The following is a 20,236-nucleotide window of genomic DNA, read 5'->3' on the forward strand; positions in this document are numbered from 1 at the left end:
GAACGGGGTTCGTGGACGTTGCTCTCGTCGAGTCTAGGACCGCTCCAGCACGGGTGTTCAACCGCGCCCGGCGGCCTGTGAACTACCTGAGCCGACGGTCGACACGCTGGTCCGGACGGAAGGCTCCACCATGACCAGCGACACCGCGGCGTCCCAGCACGACGGCGCCGGATCCAAGCTCAAGCAGGCCATCACCGGGCCGCTCCTGTACCTCTTCATCCTCGGCGACGTCCTCGGCGCCGGGATCTACGCCCTGATGGGCACCCTGTCGGAGGACGTGGGCGGTGCGCTCTGGGCACCGCTCCTGCTCGCGCTGCTGCTGGCCCTCCTCACCGCGGGTTCGTACGCGGAGCTCGTGACGAAGTACCCGAAGGCCGGCGGTGCCGCGGTGTTCGCCGAGCGCGCCTACAAGACGCCCATCGTGTCGTTCCTGGTCGGGTTCAGCATGCTCGCGGCCGGTGTCACGAGCGCCGCGGGTCTGTCGCTCGCGTTCGCCGGCGACTACCTCGGCACGTTCGTCGACCTGCCACCCGTCCCGACCGCGATCGTGTTCCTCACGCTGATCGCCTGCCTGAACGCCCGCGGCATCTCGGACTCGCTGCGGAGCAACGTCGTGATGACCGTCATCGAGGTCTCCGGCCTCGTCATCGTCATCGTGGTCGTCGCCGTGATGCTCGGCGGCGGAGGTGGCGACGTCTCCCGCATCGGCCAGTTCCCCGCCGAGGCGAACCCGGCGCTCGCGACCCTGAGCGCGGCGATCGTCGCCTACTACTCGTTCGTCGGCTTCGAGACCTCGGCGAACGTCGCGGAGGAGGTCCGCGAGCCGAGCCGGGTCTACCCGAAGGCCTTGTTCGGTGCCCTCGCCACCGCGGGCGTCGTCTACGTCCTGGTCGGCCTCGCCAGCTCGATCGCGTTGCCGGCGTCCGGACTGTCGGACTCGACCGGGCCGCTCCTCGCCGTGGTGTCGGCGAGCGGGGTCCCGATCCCGGACTGGGTCTTCAGCCTCATCGCCCTGGTCGCCGTCGCGAACGGCGCCCTGCTCACCATGATCATGTCGAGCCGGGTGACCTACGGCATGGCGGAGCAGCGTCTGTTGCCCGCGCTGTTGGCCAAGGTGCTGCCGAACCGGAAGACCCCGTGGACCGCCATCGTGGCGACCACCGTCGTCGCGATGCTCCTCACCCTGGTCGGCGACGTGGGCGTCCTGGCCGAGACCGTCGTGCTCCTGCTGCTCTTCGTCTTCATCAGCACGAACGTCGCCGTCCTGGTGCTGCGCCGCGACCGCGTCGACCACGACCACTTCCGGGTGTGGACGTTCGTCCCCGTGCTCGGCGTCGCGTCGTGCGTGCTGCTGCTGACGCAGCAGAGCGGGCGGGTCTGGCTCTACGCGGCGATCCTGCTCGCCGTCGGCGTGGTGCTGTACTTCGTTGCCCGGATCACCGGGCGACGCTCTGGACGCGACCACGAGGCGGGCGTCATCCGCTGACGCGACGCGCCACGGGCCTCCCGGTCAGCGCAGGCCAGGGGCCGGCGGCAGGTCGCGCGCCCAGTCCTCGATCGCCGAGGAGATCTGCTCGCGGGCAGCCTCGCGGCTGATGGTCGCCGTGCGGTCCCCCGGCTGGTCCCCGTAGGCGCCGAAGTCGGCGTGGTTCGACCCCTGGACCTCGGTCATCGTCGCGGTCGACGGCAGCAGGTGCCGGGCTGCGTCGACCTTGTCGGGCGTCGAGAGCCCGTCACGCGAGCCCGAGACGCTCAGCACGTCGATGTACGAGCTGCTGATGTCGTTCGCGCAGTAGCTGCCGAGCAGCAGCAGGCCGTCCGCGTCCTGCGCGAGCTGGCAGGCGCGGACCCCGCCCAGCGAGTGCCCGCCGACCGCCCAGGTCGCGACGTCCGGCGCGTGCGCCTCGAAGGTCGAGAGCGGCCGGGTGTCGAAGAACGCGAGGTTGAGCGTCGGCTTCGTGATGACGACGGTCGTGCCGTTCGCGACCACCTGCCGGAAGGTCGCCATGTACGCGTACGGATCGACCTTGGCACCCGGGATGAACACGATGCCCTTGCCGTCGGCCTGCCCCGTCGGCGTCATCACCACGGAGTCACCGGCGTCCTGGACCGACACACGGTCGTCGCGCCAGACCTGCAGCGCAGTGCTCCGGGTGCCCTGCATGACGATGTGCGCCCAGACGAGGAACACCACCACGACCACCAGCAGCACGGCGACGATCCACGCGGTCCACCGCAGTACTCGGGTCATGCGACCACCGTACGGCGCATCAGGACCTCGTTCCGACCGTCGGGCAGGGGATCGCCCGGTTCGTCGAGTGCGGTGAACCCGGCGCGCTCGTAGGTGTGCCGGGCGGCGGTGTTGTCGGGCATCACGGAGAGTTCGAGCGCCGTGCCGCCGGCGGCCGCTGCCCACTCCGCGATCGCTTCGATCAGGGCACGTGCGACGCCTCGGCCCCGGGCGGCGGGGTCTACCCACATGGAGATGAGTTCGGCTGGCGCACCGGCGTCGGTGCCCGGGACGCCGCTCGCCATCCCGACGACGTCGCCCTCGGCGGCGACGGCCAGCAGGTCGAGCGCGCCCGGGATCGACAGGCGTGTCCGCCAGCGGTGCTCGGGGGCGTCCGCCCAGTCCTGCAGCGTCGAGCCGAACGCGTGCGGGGAGTCGGCGAGCGCCCGCAGCCGGACGGGTCGCCAGGTCTGCCAGTCGTCCGCGGTCACCCGGCGCAGCTCGATCGTCACGCCTCGACGGTACTGGCGGAGGTCCCTCGGTGAGCAGAAATGGTCGGGTGCGTGGTGCGCACTCGACGATTTCTGCTCACCATCGCGGCGCGGGCGCCGCGGAACCTACGCGGTGATGGCGGCGCGGATCTCGGCTGCTGCTGCGCCGACGTCCGACGCGCTGTAGATCGCGCTGCCGGCGACGGCGATGCGGGCACCGGCCTCCTGCACCGAGGCGACGGACGAGGCGTTCACGCCACCGGCGATCGAGAACGGCACACCCGACTCCTTGCCGGCGTCGAGCAGCGTCGAGAACGTGAAGCCCTCTTCCGCCTGCTCGTCGAGCCCGGCGTGGACCTCGACGAACTCGGCACCGAGCGCGACGACCTCGCGGGCACGGGCGGCCTTGTCGGAGACGCCGATCAGGTCGACGACGATGCCCTTGCCGTGCTTCTTCGCGGCCTTGACGGCGCCGACGATGGTCGAGTCACCGGCGACACCGAGGACGGTGACCAGGTCGGCTCCGGCCGAGAACGCGATGTCGGCCTCGAGCTCGCCGGCGTCCATGGTCTTGAGGTCGGCGAAGACGATCTTGTCCGGGTGGGCTTCCTTGATCGCGGTGACGGCGGACAGGCCGGCGCTCTTGATCAGGGGCGTGCCGAGCTCGAGGACGTCGACGTGCGGCGCGGCCGCGGCGGCGAGTTCGAGGGCGGCTTCGGTGGTCAGGGTGTCCATGGCGAACTGGAGCTGCATGTGGATGCCTTTCATTCGAGGTTGGCGTGTCGGGGCCAGAGGTCGTCGGCGGACTGCCCGCCGCGGGACCAGAGCGTGTGGAACAGGGCGTCGCCGACCAGGGCGACGGCCTGTTCGAAGAGGCTGCCGGCGTACTGCGCCGAGGCCGTGCCGGAGCGGTCGGTCTTCGTCGCTGCCGGCAGCACGAGGGTGACGTCCGCGACCTCGGACAACGGGGAGTCGTCGGTGGTCGACAGGGCGACGACGGACGCGCCGACGTCGTGCGCGGTGCGGGCCGCCTGCACGATGCCGGTGGTCGTGCCGGACCCGCTCGCGACGAGGAGCACGTCCCCGGGCCGGATCGCCGGCGTGGTGACCTCGCCGACGACGTGGACGTCGCGACCGAGGTGCATGAGCCGCATCGCGGTCATGCGCAGCGCGAGTCCGGAACGACCGGCGCCGTGCACGAAGACACGGTGCGAGCGGTCGATCAGGTCGAGGGCGCGCTCAGCCGACGCACCGTCGATGTTCGCGGCGAGGTCGGTGACCTCGCGCACGATCACGTCGAACGCTGCGGGGACGGTGGGTTCTGCCATGTCCACGAGCATGCCGTCACGCGGCCCGCCGCACCGCTACCCGCGTCGGCAGGCATCCCATCCGATCGGGTGGCCCCGTCCGCACGGGTGGGACAGGTAGGTTCGGCTCCCATGGACGCCATCGCACCCGACCGGGAGGCCCGTGGCGAGCCCGCCAGTCGGCTCGCCGCCTCGGAGCACGCCCGGACCGTCGCCGAGCAGGCGGACCGTCAGGCGCTCACCCTCGAGTCGGTGCTCGCCGTGCTCCGGTCGCCTCGGGTGTCCGACGCCGCCGCGCGGGCCGAGGCCGTCGAGATCGCGTCTGCCGCGCTCGTCGACCTGCGCACCGAGACCGACCACCAGCGCAGCACCCTGCTCGAGCCGGTCACCGGGGCGTTCTCGCGCCTCCGAGCCGACCTGCGCCCACTCGTCCGGTTCGGCGACCTCGACGTGCAGTTCGTCGAGCCGCCGACCACCGGCCGCGCACTGCCCGGCGACGTCGCCCACGCGGCCCGGGCCATCGTCCGGACGGCCGTGCTCGCCCTGGTCGACGGTGGTGCGGCCAAGCGGGTCCGCATCCAGTGGGACTGCGACGGCCGGAACCTGCTCATGCAGCTCCGCGACGACGGCTCCGGCACCCTCGACGTGCACGACGACGCCATGCGGCCGATCGCGGAGCGGGTCGTCACCCTCGACGGCCGCGTCCAGGTGTCGAGCACACCGGACTGGGGCTCGGTGCTCGACATCTCGCTGCCCCTCGACCCGTCACCGACCGAGGTGGACTCGGTCGCGGACGACGACCTCACCCCGCGGGAGCGCGACGTGCTGCGGCTGCTCGCGACGGGCGTCGGCAACCGCGAGATCGCCGAGGGCCTGGGCATCAGCGTCAACACCGTGAAGTACCACGTGGCGAACCTGCTCCGGAAGCACGGCGCCCGCACCCGTGCCGAGCTCGCCGCCTTCAGTTCCCGGGCGTGACCCGCCGCGACCGCGACAGTGGGTACCGGCGGTCGAGTGAGGGTTCGACGACGGTCGCCATCAGGAACTGCGAGAGCAACTTGCCCCCGGCCCAGTAGACCGGGACAACGAAGATCGCGAACCCAGTCCAGATCCCCGCGCCGATGAGGGCGATGGTGCCGAGCGTCACGACGATGCCCACGCCCGAGTACAGGTACTGCCACCCCCGAGTCACCGAGTCGCGCTGCACCTGCTGCTGCTCTGCACGCTCGTCGAGTCCGCGCACCCCGGGCTCGAGGGACTCCCGCTCGTCGGTGACGAACAAGTCCCGCACGGGCACCTCGAGTGCCGCGGCGACCGACGACAGTGACTCCAGGCTCGCGTCGCTGCCGCTCTCCATCCGCTGCACCGTCCGCACCGCGAGGCCGCTCGCCTCGGCCAGTCGTTCCTGGGTCCACCCGCGCAGTCGCCGCAGCTCCCCGATCCGCATCTCGTTCATGCCCTGAACACTAGGGATCCCCGGAACGACGCACCACGACACGGACCCGACACCTGCACGACAGCGACCCGCCAGTCACCCGACAGCGCTCCGACCGCCTTCGTCACTGCCCTCCCGGAGCGAAGCGGTAGCCCATGCCGGACTCGGTGACCAGGTACCGCGGGGTCGCCGAGTCGGGCTCGAGCTTCCGCCGCAGCTGCGCCATGTACAGCCGCAGGTACCCGGAGTCGTTGCCGTGCGAGGGCCCCCACACCTCGGTCAGGAGCATCTCGCGGGTCATCAGCCGATCGGGGTTCGTGACGAGCACCTCGAGCAGGCGCCACTCGGTCGGGGTCAGTCGGATCGCGGGACCGCTGGCCGGGGTGACCTGCTTCGCGACGAGGTCCACGACGAGGTCGCCGATCCGGATCGTCGGCGCGCTGTCGACACCGGCCGGGGCACGGCGTCGCCCGAGAGCCCGCAACCGCGCCAGCAGCTCGTCCATCTGGAACGGCTTCGTCACGTAGTCGTCCGCGCCGGCGTCGAGTGCGTCGACCTTGTCGGACGAGTCGGTCCGTCCGGACAGCACGAGCACCGGGACCTGCGACCACCCCCGGATGCCCTCGAGCACCCCGATGCCGTCGAGCCGGGGCATGCCCAGGTCGAGCAGCACCAGGTCGGGGCGTTCGGTGATGACGGCGTCGATCGCCGCACGGCCGTCCTTCGCCGTCACGACCTCGTACCCGCGAGCGGCGAGCGTGACGGAGAGCGCTCGGACGAGTTGCGCGTCGTCGTCCGCGATCAGGACCTTCACCGGAGCTCCACTCCCACGTGTCCGGCGATCGGCAGCCGCACCACGACGGTGAGCCCACCACCCGGGGTGTCGTCGACCTCGATCGTGCCGCCCATGCCCTCGGTGAACCCCCGGGCGAGTGCGAGACCGAGTCCGAGGCCCGTCTCGTTGTCGGTGTCGCCGAGCCGTTGGAACGGCTGGAAGACCTCGTCGACCCGGTCCGACGGGATACCCGGACCGTGGTCGGCGATCCGGAGCTCGACCCCGCCACCGAAGGCGCTCGCCGCGACGCGCACGCGGGTGCCGTCGGGTGCGTAGCGGACGGCGTTCGCGAGCAGGTTCACGACGACCCGCTGCAGCAGGACCGGGTCGGCGAGGACCGGCGGCAGGTCCGCCGGCAGGTCGAGGTCGACGTCGTCGGGCCCGAGCTCGAGCTCGTCGAGCGCCGGTGCGACCACCGTGTCGAGGGCCAGCGGCCCGGACGCGACCGCGAGCACACCCGCCTGCACACGACTGACGTCCAACAGGTCCGCCAACAGCACCGCCAGCTGACCGAGGCTCTCGTCGGCGGTCGCGAGCAGCGCCTCCCGGTCGGCCTTGGACAGGTCGACGTCCAACGCACGCAACGACTGGACGGCGGCCGAGGCGGCCGCGATCGGCCGACGCACGTCGTGGCCGACGGCCGCAAGGATCGCGCTGCGGACGCGGTCCGCCGCCGCGATCCGCTCCGCGTCCAGGGCGGTGCGCGTCAACGAGCGGTGTTCGACCGCGGCGTCGAGCTGCTGCTCGACGACGCGCAGCAACCGGCGCTGGGTCGGGTCGTCCGGAGCGCCCGCGAACTCGAGCACGGCACCGGACGGGAGGCTCGTGGACGCGTCCGGCGATTCACCGAACGTCCCCGACGTGGCCGGCTCCTCGTTCCCCTGCCGGATCCGGACACCGGCGAACCCGAAGGCCTCGCGGGTGCGGTCGAGCAGGGCCTGTAGGGCGTCGTCGCCGCGGAGGACGCTGCCGGCGATCCCCATCAGCAGACCCGACTCCGCCGCGGCGCGACGGGCGGCCCGGGAACGTCTGGCGGACCGGTCGACCACGAAGCTGACGAGCACGGCACTGATGACGTACATGACGAGGGCGAAGAGGTGCCACGGCTGCTGCACCGTGACCATGTGCAGGGGTTGCACGAAGAAGAAGTCGAGGCTCAGTCCGGACAGCACCGCGGTGAACACCGCCGGCCACATCCCGCCGACGAGCGCCACGACGAGCACCAGCAACTGGTACGCCAGGACGTCCACGGTGATGGCGTCGGGGTCGCTGCCGATCGACAGGACCCAGGTGAGCAGGGGCCCGACCAGGACCGAGAGCACGAACGCGGCGAGTACCCGTCCGCGGGACAGACTGCCGCCGAGCTTCGGCAGGGCGAAGCCGCCACCGGCGCGCTCGTGCGTGACGACGTGCACGTCGATGTCGCCCGACTCACGGATCACCGTGTTGCCGATGCCCGGGCCGGTCAGGGCCGCGGCGAGCCGACTGCGACGGCTGACGCCGATGACGATCTGGGTCGCGTCGATCGACCGCGCGAACCGCACGAGGGTCGACGGCACGTCGTCGCCGACCACCTGGTGGTACGTCCCGCCGAGCTGTTCGAGCAGGGTGCGTTGGGCACCGAGCGCCCCGGGGTGCCGCTCGCGCAGGCCGTCGTTCGTCGTCACGTGCACGGCCGCGAGTTCGCCCCCGGCACTGCGGGCGGCGATGCGGGCACCACGGCGCAGCAGGGTCTCGCCCTCGGGGCCGCCGGTCAGGGCGACCAGCACGCGCTCCCGGGTCTCCCACCGGTGCTCGATGCCGTGCTCGGCGCGGTAGGCCTTGAGCGCGTCGTCGACCTCGTCCGCCAGCCAGAGCAGCGCGATCTCGCGCAGCGCCGTCAGGTTCCCGAGCCGGAAGTAGTTCGACAGGGCCGCATCGATCCGGGCGGCCGGGTACACGAGTCCGTCGGAGAGCCGCTCGCGCAGGGCAGCCGGCGCGAGGTCGACGACCTCGATCTGGTCGGCGGCGCGCACCACGGTGTCGGGGACGGTCTCCCGCTGCACGGTGCCCGTGATCTCGCGGACCACGTCGCCGAGGGACTGCATGTGCTGCACGTTGACCGTCGAGATGACGTCGATGCCGGCGGCCCGCAGCGCTTCGACGTCCTGCCAGCGCTTCTCGTTCGCGCTGCCGGGAGCGTTCGTGTGCGCGAGTTCGTCGACGAGGGCGACCTCGGGCGCTCGCCGGAGCACCGCGTCGAGGTCCAGGTCGTCGAGCTCCACGCCGCGGTGGTCCACGGTGCGGCGTGGGATGACCTCGAGGCCGTCGACGAGCGCGGCGGTGGCGGCGCGTTCGTGCGTCTCGACGACGGCCACCACGACGTCCCGGCCCTCGTCGAGCAGCCGGCGGCCCTCCTCGAGCATGGTGAACGTCTTGCCGACGCCCGGTGCGGCACCGAGCAGGACCCGTAGCTTGCCGCGCTTCACGTGCTCATCCTCTCGCGTCGAGTTCCGCAGCGGGCGCGAAGCCGGGCGCAGGGCGGGATCGCGCCCCCGTGTGGTCATCGCGCCCCGGTGAGTCGGGGCGCGGTGACCACCGCGGGGCGCGATCGATCACGAGGACGCCTTCGCCAGCGCGAGGTTCAGGGCCAGCACGTTCACGACGGGCTCGCCGAGGAACCCGAGCTGGCGCGACTCGGTGTGCTGCACCACCAGTGCACGCACGCGGTCCTCGGACAGCCCCCGCGCCGCAGCCACACGCGCCACCTGCTGCGACGCGTACGCCGGGCTGATGTCCGGGTCGAGACCCGAGCCCGAGGCCGTCACGGCGTCGGCCGGCACCTCGGACACGGACACGCCGTCGGCCTTCGCGACCGCCTGCTGCCGCTCCTTGACGGCCTTGAGCAGGTCGGGGTTGTTCGGGCCGAGGTTCGAGCCACTGGACGCGTTCGCGTCGTAGCCGTCCCCGCCAGCTGCTGACGGCCGCGACTGGAACCAGCGATCAGCCTGCTTGCCGGAGAACGACTGCCCGATGAGCGAGGACCCCACGACGGCGCCCGACGAGTCGGTGACCTCCGAGCCGTTGGCCTGGTCGTGGAACACCCCCTGGCCGACCCCCCAGACGGCGAGCGGGTAGCCGACGCCGAGCACGACGGTGGCGAGCAGGGTGAGACGGATGGCCACACCAGCGGATCGGACGGTGGAACGTGCAGATGCCATGACTAGAACCCCGGGATGAGACCGACCACGAGGTCGATCAGTTTGATGCCGATGAAGGGGACGATCACGCCGCCGAGCCCGTAGACGAGCAGGTTCCGGCCGAGGATCGACGACGCTGCGGCCGCGCGGTACTTGACGCCACGCAGGGACAGCGGGATGAGCGCCACGATGACGAGCGCGTTGAAGATGACCGCCGACAGGATCGCTGACGACGGACTGTGCAGCCCCATGACGTTGAGTGCTGCGAGCCCGGGGAACGCCGCCTGGAACATCGCCGGGATGATCGCGAAGTACTTCGCGACGTCGTTGGCGATGGAGAAGGTGGTCAGGGCGCCGCGCGTGATGAGCAACTGCTTGCCGATGCGGACGACGTCGATGAGCTTGGTCGGGTCGGAGTCGAGGTCGACCATGTTGCCCGCCTCCTTCGCCGCCGTCGTGCCGGTGTTCATCGCGACGCCGACGTCCGCCTGGGCCAGGGCCGGGGCGTCGTTGGTGCCGTCCCCGGTCATCGCGACGAGGTTGCCGCCCTCCTGCTCGCGCTTGATGTACGCGAGCTTGTCCTCCGGGGTGGCCTCGGCGAGGAAGTCGTCCACGCCGGCTTCGTGCGCGATCGCAGCGGCGGTGCGGGGGTTGTCGCCGGTGATCATCACCGTGCGGATGCCCATCGACCGGAGCTCGGCGAACCGGGCCGCCATGCCGTCCTTGACGACGTCCTTCAGGTGCACGACGCCGAGCAGGGTGACCGCGCCGTCCGCGGAGCGGCGGCCGACGACGAGCGGGGTCCCGCCCTGGTCGGAGATCTCGGCGACGGTGGCATCGATCGCGGCGACCAGACCGGCATCGGGGGTGTCTGCCCAGGCGAGCACTGCGGCAGCGGCACCCTTGCGGATCTGCGACCCGTCCGGCAGGTCGAGACCGGACATGCGGGTCTGCGCCGTGAACGGCACCTCGACCGCCCCGTCCGGCAGGGCCGGTGTGACCCCGGCGTCGGCAGCGAGCGACACGATCGAGCGGCCTTCGGGCGTCGAGTCCGCAGCGCTCGACAGGGCTGCTGCTTCCATCAGCGAGGCCTCGCGCACGCCCGGTACCGGCACCACACGCGACGCCCGACGGTTGCCGTACGTGATCGTGCCGGTCTTGTCGAGCAGCAGGGTGGTGATGTCGCCGGCGGCCTCGACCGCGCGGCCCGACATCGCGAGCACGTTGTGCTGCACGAGCCGGTCCATGCCGGCGATGCCGATCGCGGAGAGCAGGGCCCCGATGGTGGTCGGGATGAGGCAGACGAGCAGGGCGATCAGGACGGGGACGCTGACCGTCGCTCCGACGAGTCCCGCGATGGGCTGCATCGTCAGGCAGACGATCACGAAGACGATCGACAGCGAGGCGAGCAGGATGTTCAGCGCGATCTCGTTCGGCGTCTTCTGCCGGGCTGCACCCTCGACGAGGCGGATCATCCGGTCGATGAAGGTCTCACCAGGGGTCGAGGTGATGCGCACGATGATCCGGTCGGACAGCACCCGGGTGCCGCCGGTGACGGCACTGCGGTCGCCGCCGGACTCGCGGATGACGGGCGCGGACTCACCCGTGACGGCCGACTCGTCGACGGACGCGATGCCGTCGATGACATCGCCGTCGCCCGGGATCACCTCGCCGGCGACCACGACCACGACGTCGCCCTTGGCCAGGTCGACGGACGCGACCTCCTCGGTCTCGTTGCCGGTCGCGGCCGCGTCGGTCGCCGCGTACCCGAGCACCCGGCGGGCGCTCGTGGTCGAGCGGGTCTTCCGCAGGGTGTCGGCCTGCGCCTTGCCGCGGCCCTCGGCGACCGACTCCGCCAGGTTCGCGAAGACGACGGTGAGCCAGAGCCACACCGCGATGGCGATGGTGAACGCCGAGGGCTCGACGACGGCGGCTGCCGTCGTCAGGGCTGCGCCGACCTCGACGATGAACATGACGGGGTTCCGCCACATGAGTCGCGGATCGAGTTTCCGCAGGGCTCCCGGGAGGCCCGCCACCAGTTGGCGGGGCCCGAATGCGGACGAGCGGGTGGCCGGCTCCACTGCGGTGCGCGGTTCCGGCTCGGTGGTCACGGTCATGACAGTCCTTCTGCGAGCGGGCCCAGTGCGAGCACCGGGAAGTAGGTGAGTGCGGTGACGATGACGGCGACGCCGCCGAGCAGCCCGATGAACAGCGGGCGGTGGGTGGGCAGGGTGCCGGCGGTCTCGGGCACGCGGTCCTGGGCGGCGAGCGACCCGGCGAGCGCCAGGACGAACACCATCGGCACGAAGCGGCCGAGCAGCATCACGACGCCGAGCGCGGAGTTCATCCACGTGGTGTTCGCGGTGAGCCCGCCGAAGGCCGAGCCGTTGTTGTTCGCGCCCGAGGTGAAGGCGTAGAGCAGCTCGGACAGCCCGTGGTTGCCGGGGTTGAAGATCGACGTGCCGAGTACCTGTTCGCGGACGCCGGGGATGACCAGGGACAGTCCGGTGGCGAGGAGCACGAGGGTCGGCGTGACCAGGATGTACAGCGCCGCGAAGGTCATCTCCTTCGCGCGGATCTTCTTGCCGAGGTACTCCGGCGTCCGGCCGACGAGCAGGCCGCCGATGAACACCGTGATGACGGCGAGCACGAGCATGCCGTACAGGCCGGAACCGACACCGCCCGGGGTGACCTCGCCGAGCATCATGTTGAGCATCGCCATCATCCCGCCGATCGGGGTGAAGCTGTCGAACATGCCGTTCACCGCACCGGTCGAGGTCGCGGTCGACGTCGTGCCGAACAGGGTGGTGCCGAGGATCCCGAACCGGGTCTCCTTGCCCTCCATCGCCGCTCCGGCTGCGTGCGTCGCGAGCCCCCCACCGCCGAGCTCGGCGATCGACATCACCGACAGGGACACGAGGAAGATCGCGCCCATCACGGCGAGGATCGCGTAGCCCTGGCGGTCGTCACCGACGAGCCGCCCGAACGTGCGGGGCAGCGAGAACGGGATGACGAGCATCAGGAAGACCTCGACCAGGTTCGTCCACGCCTGCGGGTTCTCGAACGGGTGTGCCGAGTTGGCGTTGAAGTAGCCACCGCCGTTCGTGCCGAGTTCCTTGATCGCCTCCTGCGACGCGACGAACCCGTCGGGGATGTGCTGCGTGCCACCGATGAGCGTGGTGACGTCGGTGCCGCTCCCCCACGACTGGATGACCCCGCCGGCGACGAGCACGATCGCGAACACGAACGCACCGGGCAGCAGCAGGCGACCGACACCGCGGACGACGTCCACCCACACGTTGCCGAGGGTGCCGGACTTGCGGCGGGCGAACCCGCGCACCAGGGCGACGGCGACGGCGAGGCCGACGGCGGCGGACAGGAAGTTCTGCACCGCGAGGCCGGCCATCTGCACGGTGTAGCCGACGGTCACCTCGGGTGAGTACGACTGCCAGTTCGTGTTCGCGACGAACGACGCCGCGGTGTTGAACGCGAGCGACGGGCCCACGGCCGGCAGGCCGAGGTCGCCGGGCAGCACGACCTGGACGCGCTGCAGCAGGTAGACGAGCAGCAGCCCGACGACGCTGAAGAGCAGGACGCCGCGCAGGTACACGGGCCACGACTGTTCGGCGTCCGGGTCGACCCCGATCAGCCGGTAGACCCCGCGCTCGACCCGGTTGTGCCGGACGGGTGTGAACACCTTCGCCATCCAGTCGCCGAGCGGCCGGTAGGCGACGACGAGCAGCAGGACGAGCGTGGCGACCTGGACGATTCCCGCCCAGACGTCCGCGGCGCCCGACGCGCCCACGGCGCCCACTAGAACCGCTCCGGACGCACGAGCGCCCAGACGAGGTACACGACTGCGGCGATGCCGAGGACGGCGGCCGCGATGGTGATGCCGATCACAGCCGTTCCACCCCCTTGGCGATCAGTGCCACCACGCCGAACACGGCGAGGACACCGGCGACGACGAACACGTCGAACACGAGGGACTCCAGAAGGTCTGCGGTGTCCGCGCCGGGCGACGCGGACGGCACCACGTGTGGTGCCGAGACCGATGCTGGATCCTGCACCGGGCCTCCAGGCCGCTCCTAACGGTTTCCTCACGCCGCCCTGGCGGACGCATGCGCCCCGCTAACGCGCGCTCGCCGCCCGGAGGCGCGTGGTCAACGCACCGACGGCGTCGCGGAGATTCTCGGGACCCTCGACGACGAAGTCGACCGCGAAGCCCGCGAACGCTCCGGCGAGACCGGGCCAGGACCACGAACCGAGCGTGACACGACTCCGCTCGTCGGACAGGGGTTCGACGACGGCGCCCTCGGGCAGGTACGGCGTGATCGTCCGCGCGTCGGCAGTCGTCATGGTGACCGAACCGACGCACGGCCAGGCGTCGGCCTGCGCCGATCCCTTGAACCGCGCCGACACGAAGGCCAGCGGGTCACCACCGGGCACCGGCCGGGGCGTGAACGGCACCCGCGTGCGCATCCGCGGGGTGATCCGGTCGATGCGGTGGGTGCGCCAGTCGTCGCGGTCGAGGTCCCAGTCGAGCAGGTACCAGCGGCCGTTCCGGGCGACGACGGCGTGGGGTTCGACGCGGCGGGGTGGGCGGAGGTCGTCGTCGCCCGCGTACGTGAACCGCAGGACCTCGTGCAGGTGCACGGCCTCGCTCACCGCGACGAGCACGTCCGGGTCGGTGCGGGTCCGCCCGGACGTCGTGACCGCCTGCACCGCGTCGACCCGCGACCGGAGCCGCGCGGGCATGACCTGCCGGACCGTCGCCAGTGCTCGGGCAGCCGACTCGGCGATGTCCGCGCCCGACGCGGGCGCGACGGCGAGCGCCAGGGCGATCGCCACGGCCTGCTCGTCGTCGAACAGCAGGGGCGGCAGGTCCGAACCCGCTGCGAGCCGGTACCCACCGGCGGGCCCGCGCAGTGCCTCGACCCGGTACCCGAGCGCTCGGAGCCGGTCGACGTCGCGGCGGACCGTGCGGGGGCTGACCTCGAGCCGCCCGGCGAGCTCGTCGCCCGGCCAGTCGCGATGCACCTGCAACAACGACAGCAGCGCGAGCATGCGCGAGGAGGGTCCGGCCATGTCGATCATCCTCGTCGAAGAAGCGGACATGATCTGACCGCATTGCCGGTCATCCTCGTTCCATGAGCATCGAAACGACAACCCACCTCAACTTCGACGGCAACGCCCGCGAGGCCCTCGACTTCTACGCATCGGTCTTCGGCGGCGAGGTCACCGCCGCCACCTACGGGCAGATGGGCGCCCTCGACGATCCCGCCTGGGCGGACCGGGTCGTCTTCGGCCAGGTCTCCACCGACGCCGGGTTCCGGGTCATGGCGTTCGACGTCTGGCCCGGGCAGCCCTACGACCAGGGATCGAACGCCTTCTACGTGTTCGTGCACGGGGACGACACCGCCGAGATCGAGCGGTACTGGGCCGTGCTGTCCGAGGGCGCCGAGATCCGGCAGCCGCTCGCCCCTTCGGCCTGGGCGCCACTCGCGGGGCAGCTCCGCGACCGCTTCGGTGTGGTCTGGCAGCTCGACGTCGCGGCGCCGACCGAGTGACGCGGCGGTGCGGCCCGGATTGTCCCGCGCCGCACCGACGCTCGGACGTTTGTGAACCACTTCCCCACGGAATCCGGCCGCCGCTAGCGTGCTGGCATGCCCGAGTTCCGCCCGATGCCCGGTTACGAACTCGGCCACGGATGGGTGGCCGCTCGCCGACGCCGCTCCCGGTTCGGCAGCGTGTGGCGCTGGATCGGGCCGCCGGTCGCACTCGTCGCCGTCGTCGCTGCCGCGCTGCTGTTCCACTGGTACGCGAGCGTGGCCGACCAGGTCGAGTGGGAGTGCGCCGTGTCCACCTGCGGCACGAACGACCCGCGGTCCTTCGCGCCGGAGGGGTGCTGGGCGCTCCTCGTGCTCGCCGGGCTCGGCACCGTCCGGGTCCCCGGGCGGTGGTGGTGGACGGGCGCGCTCCTGCTCGGGTTCGCGCTCGTCGCCGCGTGGTCGATCGACTGGTGGCGGATGCCCGGCATCGACCTCAGGCTGTTCGTGACGCCGATCGGAGCCGGGAGCCTGGGCGTCGTCCTCCTGCTCGCCCGGATCGGGATGGCCGTCGACCGTGTGCGCGGGCGAGCCCACACCGCCCGTCGGCGGGCCGAACAGGACAGTCCGCGGGACGTGGGCGAGCGCTGACCCGGTCGGAGGATCAGCCCGAGCGGCTCCACGTGCTGACCGTCACGGTCGCGGTCACGCTCGTCGGCGCGAACACCTGCTCCGCCGAGACGTGGTGGTGGCTCGGCCCCATGTGCACGACGTCGTGGACGTCCTCGGCGGAGAGGTCCATCGTCCAGGTCAGGTCGTCGGAGGACCGCAGCACGAACGACGGCGTGAGCGAGTCGTGCAGCCGCCGCTCCTTCTCCGGGTCGACGGAGATCGTCGCCTCGGCCAGCTCTGCCAGGTGGCCGGTCCGCGGGGTCACCACCGCGAGCACGCCGTCGGGGTGCAGGACGCGGGCGTACTCGGTCTGGTTGCGGGGTGCGAAGACGTCGAGGAGGACGGCGGCAGCGCCGTCGACGACCGGGAGGCGCTCGGTCACGTCCCCGACGACGGCCCCCGCACGCTCGTGGGCGCGTGCCGCACGCCGGATCGCGACGGCCGACAGGTCCAACGCGACCCCGAGCCTCCCGTCCGCCGCGCGCAGCGCATGCGCCAGGTAGGTCCCCGGACCGGATCCGACGTCGAGCACGATGCCGGGCGCGGTGGCGTCCGCGACGATCGCGGCGAGCGCCCGCTCGACGGGCGCGTAGTGCCCGCGCCCCAGGAACCGCAGCCGCGCGTCCACCATCTCCGGGGTGTCCGCGGTGAGCGCACGGCGCTTCGCAGGCAGGAGCGTCAGGTGGCCCTGCTTCGCCTCGTCGAACCGGTGCCCGGTCGCGCAACCGACCTGGCCGCCGTCGACCCGGCCGAGCGGCTCGGCGCACACGGGGCAGGCGAGCATCGGCAGCAGGTTGTCACGCACCGGCCCAGCGTACGGGGCCTCGCTAGCCTGGCCGGATGTCGCTGCAGCAGCTCTTCGGTCTCGACGGACGCACCGCCCTGGTGACGGGAGGCAGTTCCGGCATCGGACAGGCCATCGCGGTCGCCCTGGCGGACGCCGGATCGCACGTGCTGGTAGCGGCACGGACGGCTGCGACCATCGACGCCACCGTCGCCACGATCCGGCAGGCGGGTGGCTCGGCCGACGGCATCGTCGCCGACCTGTCCTCGCGCGCCGGAGCACACGCACTCGCCGACGCGGCTGGCGACGTCGACGTCCTCGTGAACTCCGCCGGCATCAACCTCCGGCCGCCGATGGCCGACCTCCACGAGGACACCTGGGACGCCACGATGGCCGTGAACCTCGACGCACCCTTCGTGCTCGGGCAGCGCCTCGCGCCCGGCATGACCGCGCGCGGCCACGGCCGGATCATCAGCATCAGCTCGCAGCAGGCGCACCGTCCGTTCGCCGCGAGCGGCGCGTACGGGGTCTCCAAGGCCGGTCGGGGCCCCGCCGCCGGTTCCGGACCGTCGCGCCAGCGGCGGGCCGGCCGTGCCGGTGGGGAGAGGCACTGGCCCGGTCCCAGGCGGAGGCCTGGTCGGCGCAGGGGGTCACCTCCAACGTCCTGATCCCCGGTTTCGTGCGCACCCCGCTCAACGAGCGGCTCGGCTCCGACCCGGCCGCGGTGTCAGCGCTCGCCGCGCGGACGCTGGTCGGCCGGAACGGACTCGCGTCGGACTTCGCTGCCGCTGCCGTGTTCCTCGCCGGCCCTGGTTCGGCGTACGTCACGGGGCAGTCGATCGCGGTCGACGGCGGGTTCTCCGTCCACTGATCGGGTGTTCTGTGCGCCGACCCGGGGTACTGGCAGGGCCTGCCTGCGCCGGGGTCCGGCTGGCAGGATCGACGGTGTGAAGACACTGGAGTTGCCACAGACGGACCTCACCGCATCCGACGTCGTCGTCGGACTGATGCGGATCAACGACATGAGCGACGAGGACATCCGCGCGCTCTACAGCGCCTCGCGTGACGCGAGCGTGAACATGTTCGACCACGCCGCGGTGTACGGCGAGTGGCACGGCTGCGAGGAGCGGTTCGGTTCCGCCGTGACGCTGTCGCCGACGGAGCGTGCCGAGATCGTGCTGCAGACCAAGGTCGGCATCCGTCCGACCCCGAACGGCGCGTACTTCGACTTCTCGTACGAGCACATCCTCGAGTCGGTCGAGGAATCGCTCACCGCGCTGCAGACCGACTACGTCGACGTCCTGCTCCTGCACCGCCCCGACGCCCTGGTGGAGCCGGAAGAGGTCGCGAAGGCCTTCGACGAGCTGCACGCCGCCGGCAAGGTGCACCACTTCGGGGTCTCGAACCACACCCCCGGTCAGGTGGACCTGCTCGAGAAGCACGTCCAGCAGCCGCTCGCCTTCAACCAGGTACAGCTGAGCATCACGCACGCCAACGTCATCTCGCAGGGCCTCACGGCGAACATGGGTGGCCTCGACCAGTCGATCTCCCGCGACAACGACATCCTCAACTACTCGCGGATCAACGACATCACGCTGCAGGCCTGGTCGCCGTTCCAGAAGGGCTTCTTCGACGGCGTCTTCCTCGGCGACCGCGAGCAGTACGCCGAGCTGAACGACGTGCTCGAGGAGATCGCCTCCGCGCACGGAGTCACCCCGACGGGCATCGCCGTCGCCTGGATCACCCGCCACCCCGCACACTTCCAGGTCGTCCTCGGCACGACGAACCCGCAGCGCGTGCGCGACTCGGCGGCCGGCTCGGACGTCGAGCTGTCCCGCGAGGAGTGGTACCGGATCTTCACCGCCGCGGGGCACACCGTTCCGTGAGTCCATCGGGCAGGGTGGGGTCGTGCTCCCCGACCTCACCCTGCCCGTCCGCTTGTCTGCCCACGCCGGATCGGTGGTGGTGCGGAACGCGGCCGACGACGACCTCGACGCACTGATGGCGTTGCTGTCCGACGACCCGATCAGTGCGGCCCGCGGGGACGTCGCCGCCCCGGAGGACCGTCCGCAGTACGCCGCGGCCCTCCGAGCGATCACCGACGACCCGGCGAACGCGCTGCTGGTCGCCGAGGACGAGGGCGGTCGACTCGTCGGCACGCTGCAGCTCACCCGGATCCCGGGCATGGCTCGTCGAGGAGCAACCCGGCTGCTCGTCGAGGCCGTGCGCGTGAGCAGCGCGCTCCGCTCCGGCGGCATCGGCAGCGCGATGATGCGGTGGGTGACAGACGTCGCAGCACCGGAGCTCGGAACCCCGCTCGTGCAGCTCACATCGGACGCCGCCCGCACGGACGCGCACCGGTTCTACGAGCGCCTCGGGTTCACCGGATCGCACGTCGGCTTCAAGTACCGCGTCCCTGGCGTCGGCGCAGACCGGCAAGCGTGAACCGCGCGTCTCCCCAGCAGCGGCGAGGCGGCCCGACCCACTGAAACATCAGTGGCAGACTCGTCCCATGCCGGAGCCCGCCAGTTCTCTCGGTGGCCGGTCCACCGACCCGAGCCGATGACGTCGCTCTTCGTCGACGAGTCGAAGACGAAGGGCTACCTCATGGTCGCCGTCATCGTTGCCCCAGGTGAGCTGACGACGCTCCGGCGCAAGATACGAGCCCTCGTACTGCCCGGTCAGCGACGACTCCACTTCACCAGCGAGAGCGATTCTCGACGGCGTCACGTCCTGTCGACCCTGGAGCAGATCGGAGTGCGCGCACACATCGTCCGCTCCGACCTCAAGCACGAGCCGAGCGACCGTGAAGCATGCCTGCGTGAGCTCGTTGCGCTCGCGGCGAGCGCCGGACACGAGCGGATCGTACTCGAGCGAGACGTGTCGATCGAGCGCGCTGACAAGAAGATCCTCTACGACGCCGTTCATGCACACGGGGTGCGGGATGCGCTCACGTACGCACACGAGACCGCGCACCACGAGCCGCTTCTGTGGGCGGCCGACGCGATCGCTTGGAGCCAGGCCAAGGGTGGCGATTGGCGCCGGCGCGCTCAGCCCATGATCGTGTCTGCAGCAACCAGACCGTAGAAAGCGCAAAGCTCGGCTCACCGACCGTCCGGAAGGCTGCCGAGCTCACTTCGCGCCGCTACTGCAACGCGCCCCCCGATGGTACAACAGGCCCGCCGCACCGCGATACCCCAGAATGTCACTCAACCGGCTCGGGGGCTCGGGAGTCAGTCAGCGGACCTCGGGGACGGCACGTCAACGTCGACCGGGGACACCGCGGCGGGGTCGGCGGAGGCTCCACCCACGACATCGAAGGAGATACCGAGCATCGCCGGGTCCTCGTCGAGTTCGAGTCCGTCCTCGCGGACCTGGTCCTCGGGGATCGCACGGCCACCGGACGGATCGAACGAGTTCGCAATCGACATGCCGACGAGCATGCCGGTCGACCTTGAGCGGCGCCTCTGAACCGCCGCAGAAGCTCCGATCAGCCGTCGAGGTCGCCCGGGTGCAGTCGGTCGCCGGGCTGCGGGCGCCGGAACACCGGACCGCCGCCAGCCTCGTCCTCGGCGTCGTGACGAACGGGCGAGGCGGTCGGGTCGGCGGAGTCCTCGCCGACGTCGGCGCCACGGTCCTCCTCGATCTCGAGTTCCGCCTCGTCGGAGCCGTCCACGGGGTTGGCGGCGCCCTGCTGTTCCGGATCGAACGGTGTGCTCATCGACATGGGCCGAGCATGCTCCGGCCTGGTGAA

Annotated in this window: 25 protein-coding genes; 9 read left to right on the forward strand and 16 right to left on the reverse strand. The window is 71.4% G+C overall.

Annotated features, from left to right (window positions below):
• Positions 1-130: 130 nt before the first annotated feature.
• The gene (locus tag DEJ14_RS17800; protein ID WP_111083534.1) at positions 131-1,486 is read left to right on the forward strand and encodes an APC family permease; all 1,356 of its coding nucleotides are present in this window, start codon (positions 131-133) and stop codon (positions 1,484-1,486) included.
• Between the two features lie 24 nt (positions 1,487-1,510).
• Here the strand turns inward: DEJ14_RS17800 and DEJ14_RS17805 are convergent, their stop codons facing one another.
• From DEJ14_RS17805 to hxlB, 4 genes are all read right to left on the reverse strand, one after another.
• Positions 1,511-2,251 carry an alpha/beta hydrolase gene (locus DEJ14_RS17805; protein WP_111083535.1) on the reverse strand — a complete coding sequence of 247 codons (741 nt, stop codon included), beginning with the start codon at positions 2,249-2,251 and terminating at the stop codon, positions 1,511-1,513.
• Positions 2,248-2,742, reverse strand: coding sequence for a GNAT family N-acetyltransferase (locus DEJ14_RS17810; RefSeq protein ID WP_111083536.1), 495 nt, complete (start codon positions 2,740-2,742; stop codon positions 2,248-2,250). Before DEJ14_RS17810 ends, DEJ14_RS17805 begins: the two co-directional genes overlap by 4 nt.
• Positions 2,743-2,847: 105 nt before the next feature.
• Positions 2,848-3,474: a 3-hexulose-6-phosphate synthase gene (gene hxlA, locus DEJ14_RS17815; RefSeq protein WP_111083537.1), complete on the reverse strand. Its 627-nt coding sequence runs from the start codon at positions 3,472-3,474 to the stop codon at positions 2,848-2,850.
• A gap of 11 nt (positions 3,475-3,485) precedes the next feature.
• The gene (gene hxlB / locus DEJ14_RS17820) at positions 3,486-4,049 is read right to left on the reverse strand and encodes a 6-phospho-3-hexuloisomerase (RefSeq protein WP_111083824.1); all 564 of its coding nucleotides are present in this window, start codon (positions 4,047-4,049) and stop codon (positions 3,486-3,488) included.
• Between the two features lie 111 nt (positions 4,050-4,160).
• On the opposite strand from hxlB, the gene DEJ14_RS17825 reads away from it, so the two are divergent.
• Positions 4,161-5,006: a helix-turn-helix transcriptional regulator gene (locus DEJ14_RS17825; RefSeq protein ID WP_111083538.1), complete on the forward strand. Its 846-nt coding sequence runs from the start codon at positions 4,161-4,163 to the stop codon at positions 5,004-5,006.
• Here the strand turns inward: DEJ14_RS17825 and DEJ14_RS17830 are convergent.
• From DEJ14_RS17830 to DEJ14_RS17870, 9 genes are all read right to left on the reverse strand, one after another.
• The gene (locus tag DEJ14_RS17830) at positions 4,990-5,484 is read right to left on the reverse strand and encodes a helix-turn-helix domain-containing protein (RefSeq protein WP_111083539.1); all 495 of its coding nucleotides are present in this window, start codon (positions 5,482-5,484) and stop codon (positions 4,990-4,992) included. The two genes, DEJ14_RS17825 and DEJ14_RS17830, sit on opposite strands and share 17 nt — an antisense overlap.
• Positions 5,485-5,587: 103 nt before the next feature.
• Entirely contained in the window at positions 5,588-6,277 is a 690-nt protein-coding gene (locus DEJ14_RS17835) for a response regulator (RefSeq protein WP_111083540.1), read from the reverse strand.
• On the reverse strand, positions 6,274-8,766 hold the full coding sequence (locus DEJ14_RS17840) for an ATP-binding protein (protein ID WP_111083541.1): 2,493 nt from the start codon (positions 8,764-8,766) through the stop codon (positions 6,274-6,276). The genes DEJ14_RS17835 and DEJ14_RS17840 overlap by 4 nt, the downstream gene beginning before the upstream one ends.
• A 126-nt stretch (positions 8,767-8,892) precedes the next feature.
• Positions 8,893-9,498 (reverse strand): potassium-transporting ATPase subunit KdpC, encoded by a 606-nt coding sequence (gene kdpC, locus DEJ14_RS17845; RefSeq protein ID WP_111083542.1) that lies wholly within the window; start codon positions 9,496-9,498, stop codon positions 8,893-8,895.
• Positions 9,499-9,500: 2 nt separating this feature from the next.
• Positions 9,501-11,594 carry a potassium-transporting ATPase subunit KdpB gene (kdpB, locus tag DEJ14_RS17850; protein ID WP_111083543.1) on the reverse strand — a complete coding sequence of 698 codons (2,094 nt, stop codon included), beginning with the start codon at positions 11,592-11,594 and terminating at the stop codon, positions 9,501-9,503.
• Positions 11,591-13,282, reverse strand: a complete 1,692-nt coding sequence (gene kdpA / locus DEJ14_RS17855; protein WP_111083825.1) for a potassium-transporting ATPase subunit KdpA — start codon at positions 13,280-13,282, stop codon at positions 11,591-11,593. Before kdpA ends, kdpB begins: the two co-directional genes overlap by 4 nt.
• Before the next feature lie 8 nt (positions 13,283-13,290).
• Positions 13,291-13,380, reverse strand: a complete 90-nt coding sequence (locus DEJ14_RS17860) for a potassium-transporting ATPase subunit F (protein WP_017887940.1) — start codon at positions 13,378-13,380, stop codon at positions 13,291-13,293.
• Positions 13,377-13,547, reverse strand: a complete 171-nt coding sequence (locus DEJ14_RS17865) for a hypothetical protein (RefSeq protein WP_181437361.1) — start codon at positions 13,545-13,547, stop codon at positions 13,377-13,379. The genes DEJ14_RS17860 and DEJ14_RS17865 overlap by 4 nt, the downstream gene beginning before the upstream one ends.
• Before the next feature lie 61 nt (positions 13,548-13,608).
• Positions 13,609-14,565 (reverse strand): helix-turn-helix transcriptional regulator, encoded by a 957-nt coding sequence (locus tag DEJ14_RS17870; RefSeq protein ID WP_111083826.1) that lies wholly within the window; start codon positions 14,563-14,565, stop codon positions 13,609-13,611.
• Between the two features lie 62 nt (positions 14,566-14,627).
• Here DEJ14_RS17870 and DEJ14_RS17875 point away from each other — a divergent pair, with 62 nt between their 5' ends.
• The gene (locus tag DEJ14_RS17875) at positions 14,628-15,047 is read left to right on the forward strand and encodes a VOC family protein (RefSeq protein WP_111083544.1); all 420 of its coding nucleotides are present in this window, start codon (positions 14,628-14,630) and stop codon (positions 15,045-15,047) included.
• Positions 15,048-15,143: 96 nt separating this feature from the next.
• Positions 15,144-15,677, forward strand: coding sequence for a hypothetical protein (locus tag DEJ14_RS17880; protein WP_111083545.1), 534 nt, complete (start codon positions 15,144-15,146; stop codon positions 15,675-15,677).
• 13 nt (positions 15,678-15,690) lie between these two features.
• On the opposite strand, the gene DEJ14_RS17885 is transcribed toward DEJ14_RS17880, so the two are convergent.
• Positions 15,691-16,503 (reverse strand): putative RNA methyltransferase, encoded by an 813-nt coding sequence (locus DEJ14_RS17885; RefSeq protein WP_111083546.1) that lies wholly within the window; start codon positions 16,501-16,503, stop codon positions 15,691-15,693.
• 35 nt (positions 16,504-16,538) lie between these two features.
• Between DEJ14_RS17885 and DEJ14_RS17890 the strand changes: the two genes are divergently transcribed.
• From DEJ14_RS17890 to DEJ14_RS17910, 5 genes are all read left to right on the forward strand, one after another.
• Entirely contained in the window at positions 16,539-17,150 is a 612-nt protein-coding gene (locus DEJ14_RS17890; protein ID WP_258373130.1) for an SDR family NAD(P)-dependent oxidoreductase, read from the forward strand.
• On the forward strand, positions 17,147-17,353 hold the full coding sequence (locus DEJ14_RS17895) for an SDR family oxidoreductase (protein WP_258373152.1): 207 nt from the start codon (positions 17,147-17,149) through the stop codon (positions 17,351-17,353). The genes DEJ14_RS17890 and DEJ14_RS17895 overlap by 4 nt, the downstream gene beginning before the upstream one ends.
• Before the next feature lie 76 nt (positions 17,354-17,429).
• Complete coding sequence (locus DEJ14_RS17900; protein WP_111083547.1) at positions 17,430-18,368, forward strand: aldo/keto reductase; 939 nt, start codon at positions 17,430-17,432, stop codon at positions 18,366-18,368.
• A 22-nt stretch (positions 18,369-18,390) separates the two neighbouring features.
• Positions 18,391-18,927, forward strand: a complete 537-nt coding sequence (locus tag DEJ14_RS17905; protein WP_111083548.1) for a GNAT family N-acetyltransferase — start codon at positions 18,391-18,393, stop codon at positions 18,925-18,927.
• 117 nt (positions 18,928-19,044) lie between these two features.
• On the forward strand, positions 19,045-19,569 hold the full coding sequence (locus DEJ14_RS17910) for a hypothetical protein (RefSeq protein ID WP_111083549.1): 525 nt from the start codon (positions 19,045-19,047) through the stop codon (positions 19,567-19,569).
• Positions 19,570-19,715: 146 nt separating this feature from the next.
• Here the strand turns inward: DEJ14_RS17910 and DEJ14_RS17915 are convergent, their stop codons facing one another.
• Together DEJ14_RS17915 and DEJ14_RS17920 are read right to left on the reverse strand one after the other, a co-directional pair.
• Positions 19,716-19,913: a hypothetical protein gene (locus DEJ14_RS17915; RefSeq protein WP_146249649.1), complete on the reverse strand. Its 198-nt coding sequence runs from the start codon at positions 19,911-19,913 to the stop codon at positions 19,716-19,718.
• A 59-nt stretch (positions 19,914-19,972) separates the two neighbouring features.
• Entirely contained in the window at positions 19,973-20,209 is a 237-nt protein-coding gene (locus DEJ14_RS17920) for a hypothetical protein (protein WP_111083551.1), read from the reverse strand.
• Between the last annotated feature and the right edge of the window lie 27 nt (positions 20,210-20,236).

It is taken from the genome of Curtobacterium sp. MCJR17_020, assembly GCF_003234365.2.
In the GTDB taxonomy this organism is placed as follows: domain Bacteria; phylum Actinomycetota; class Actinomycetes; order Actinomycetales; family Microbacteriaceae; genus Curtobacterium.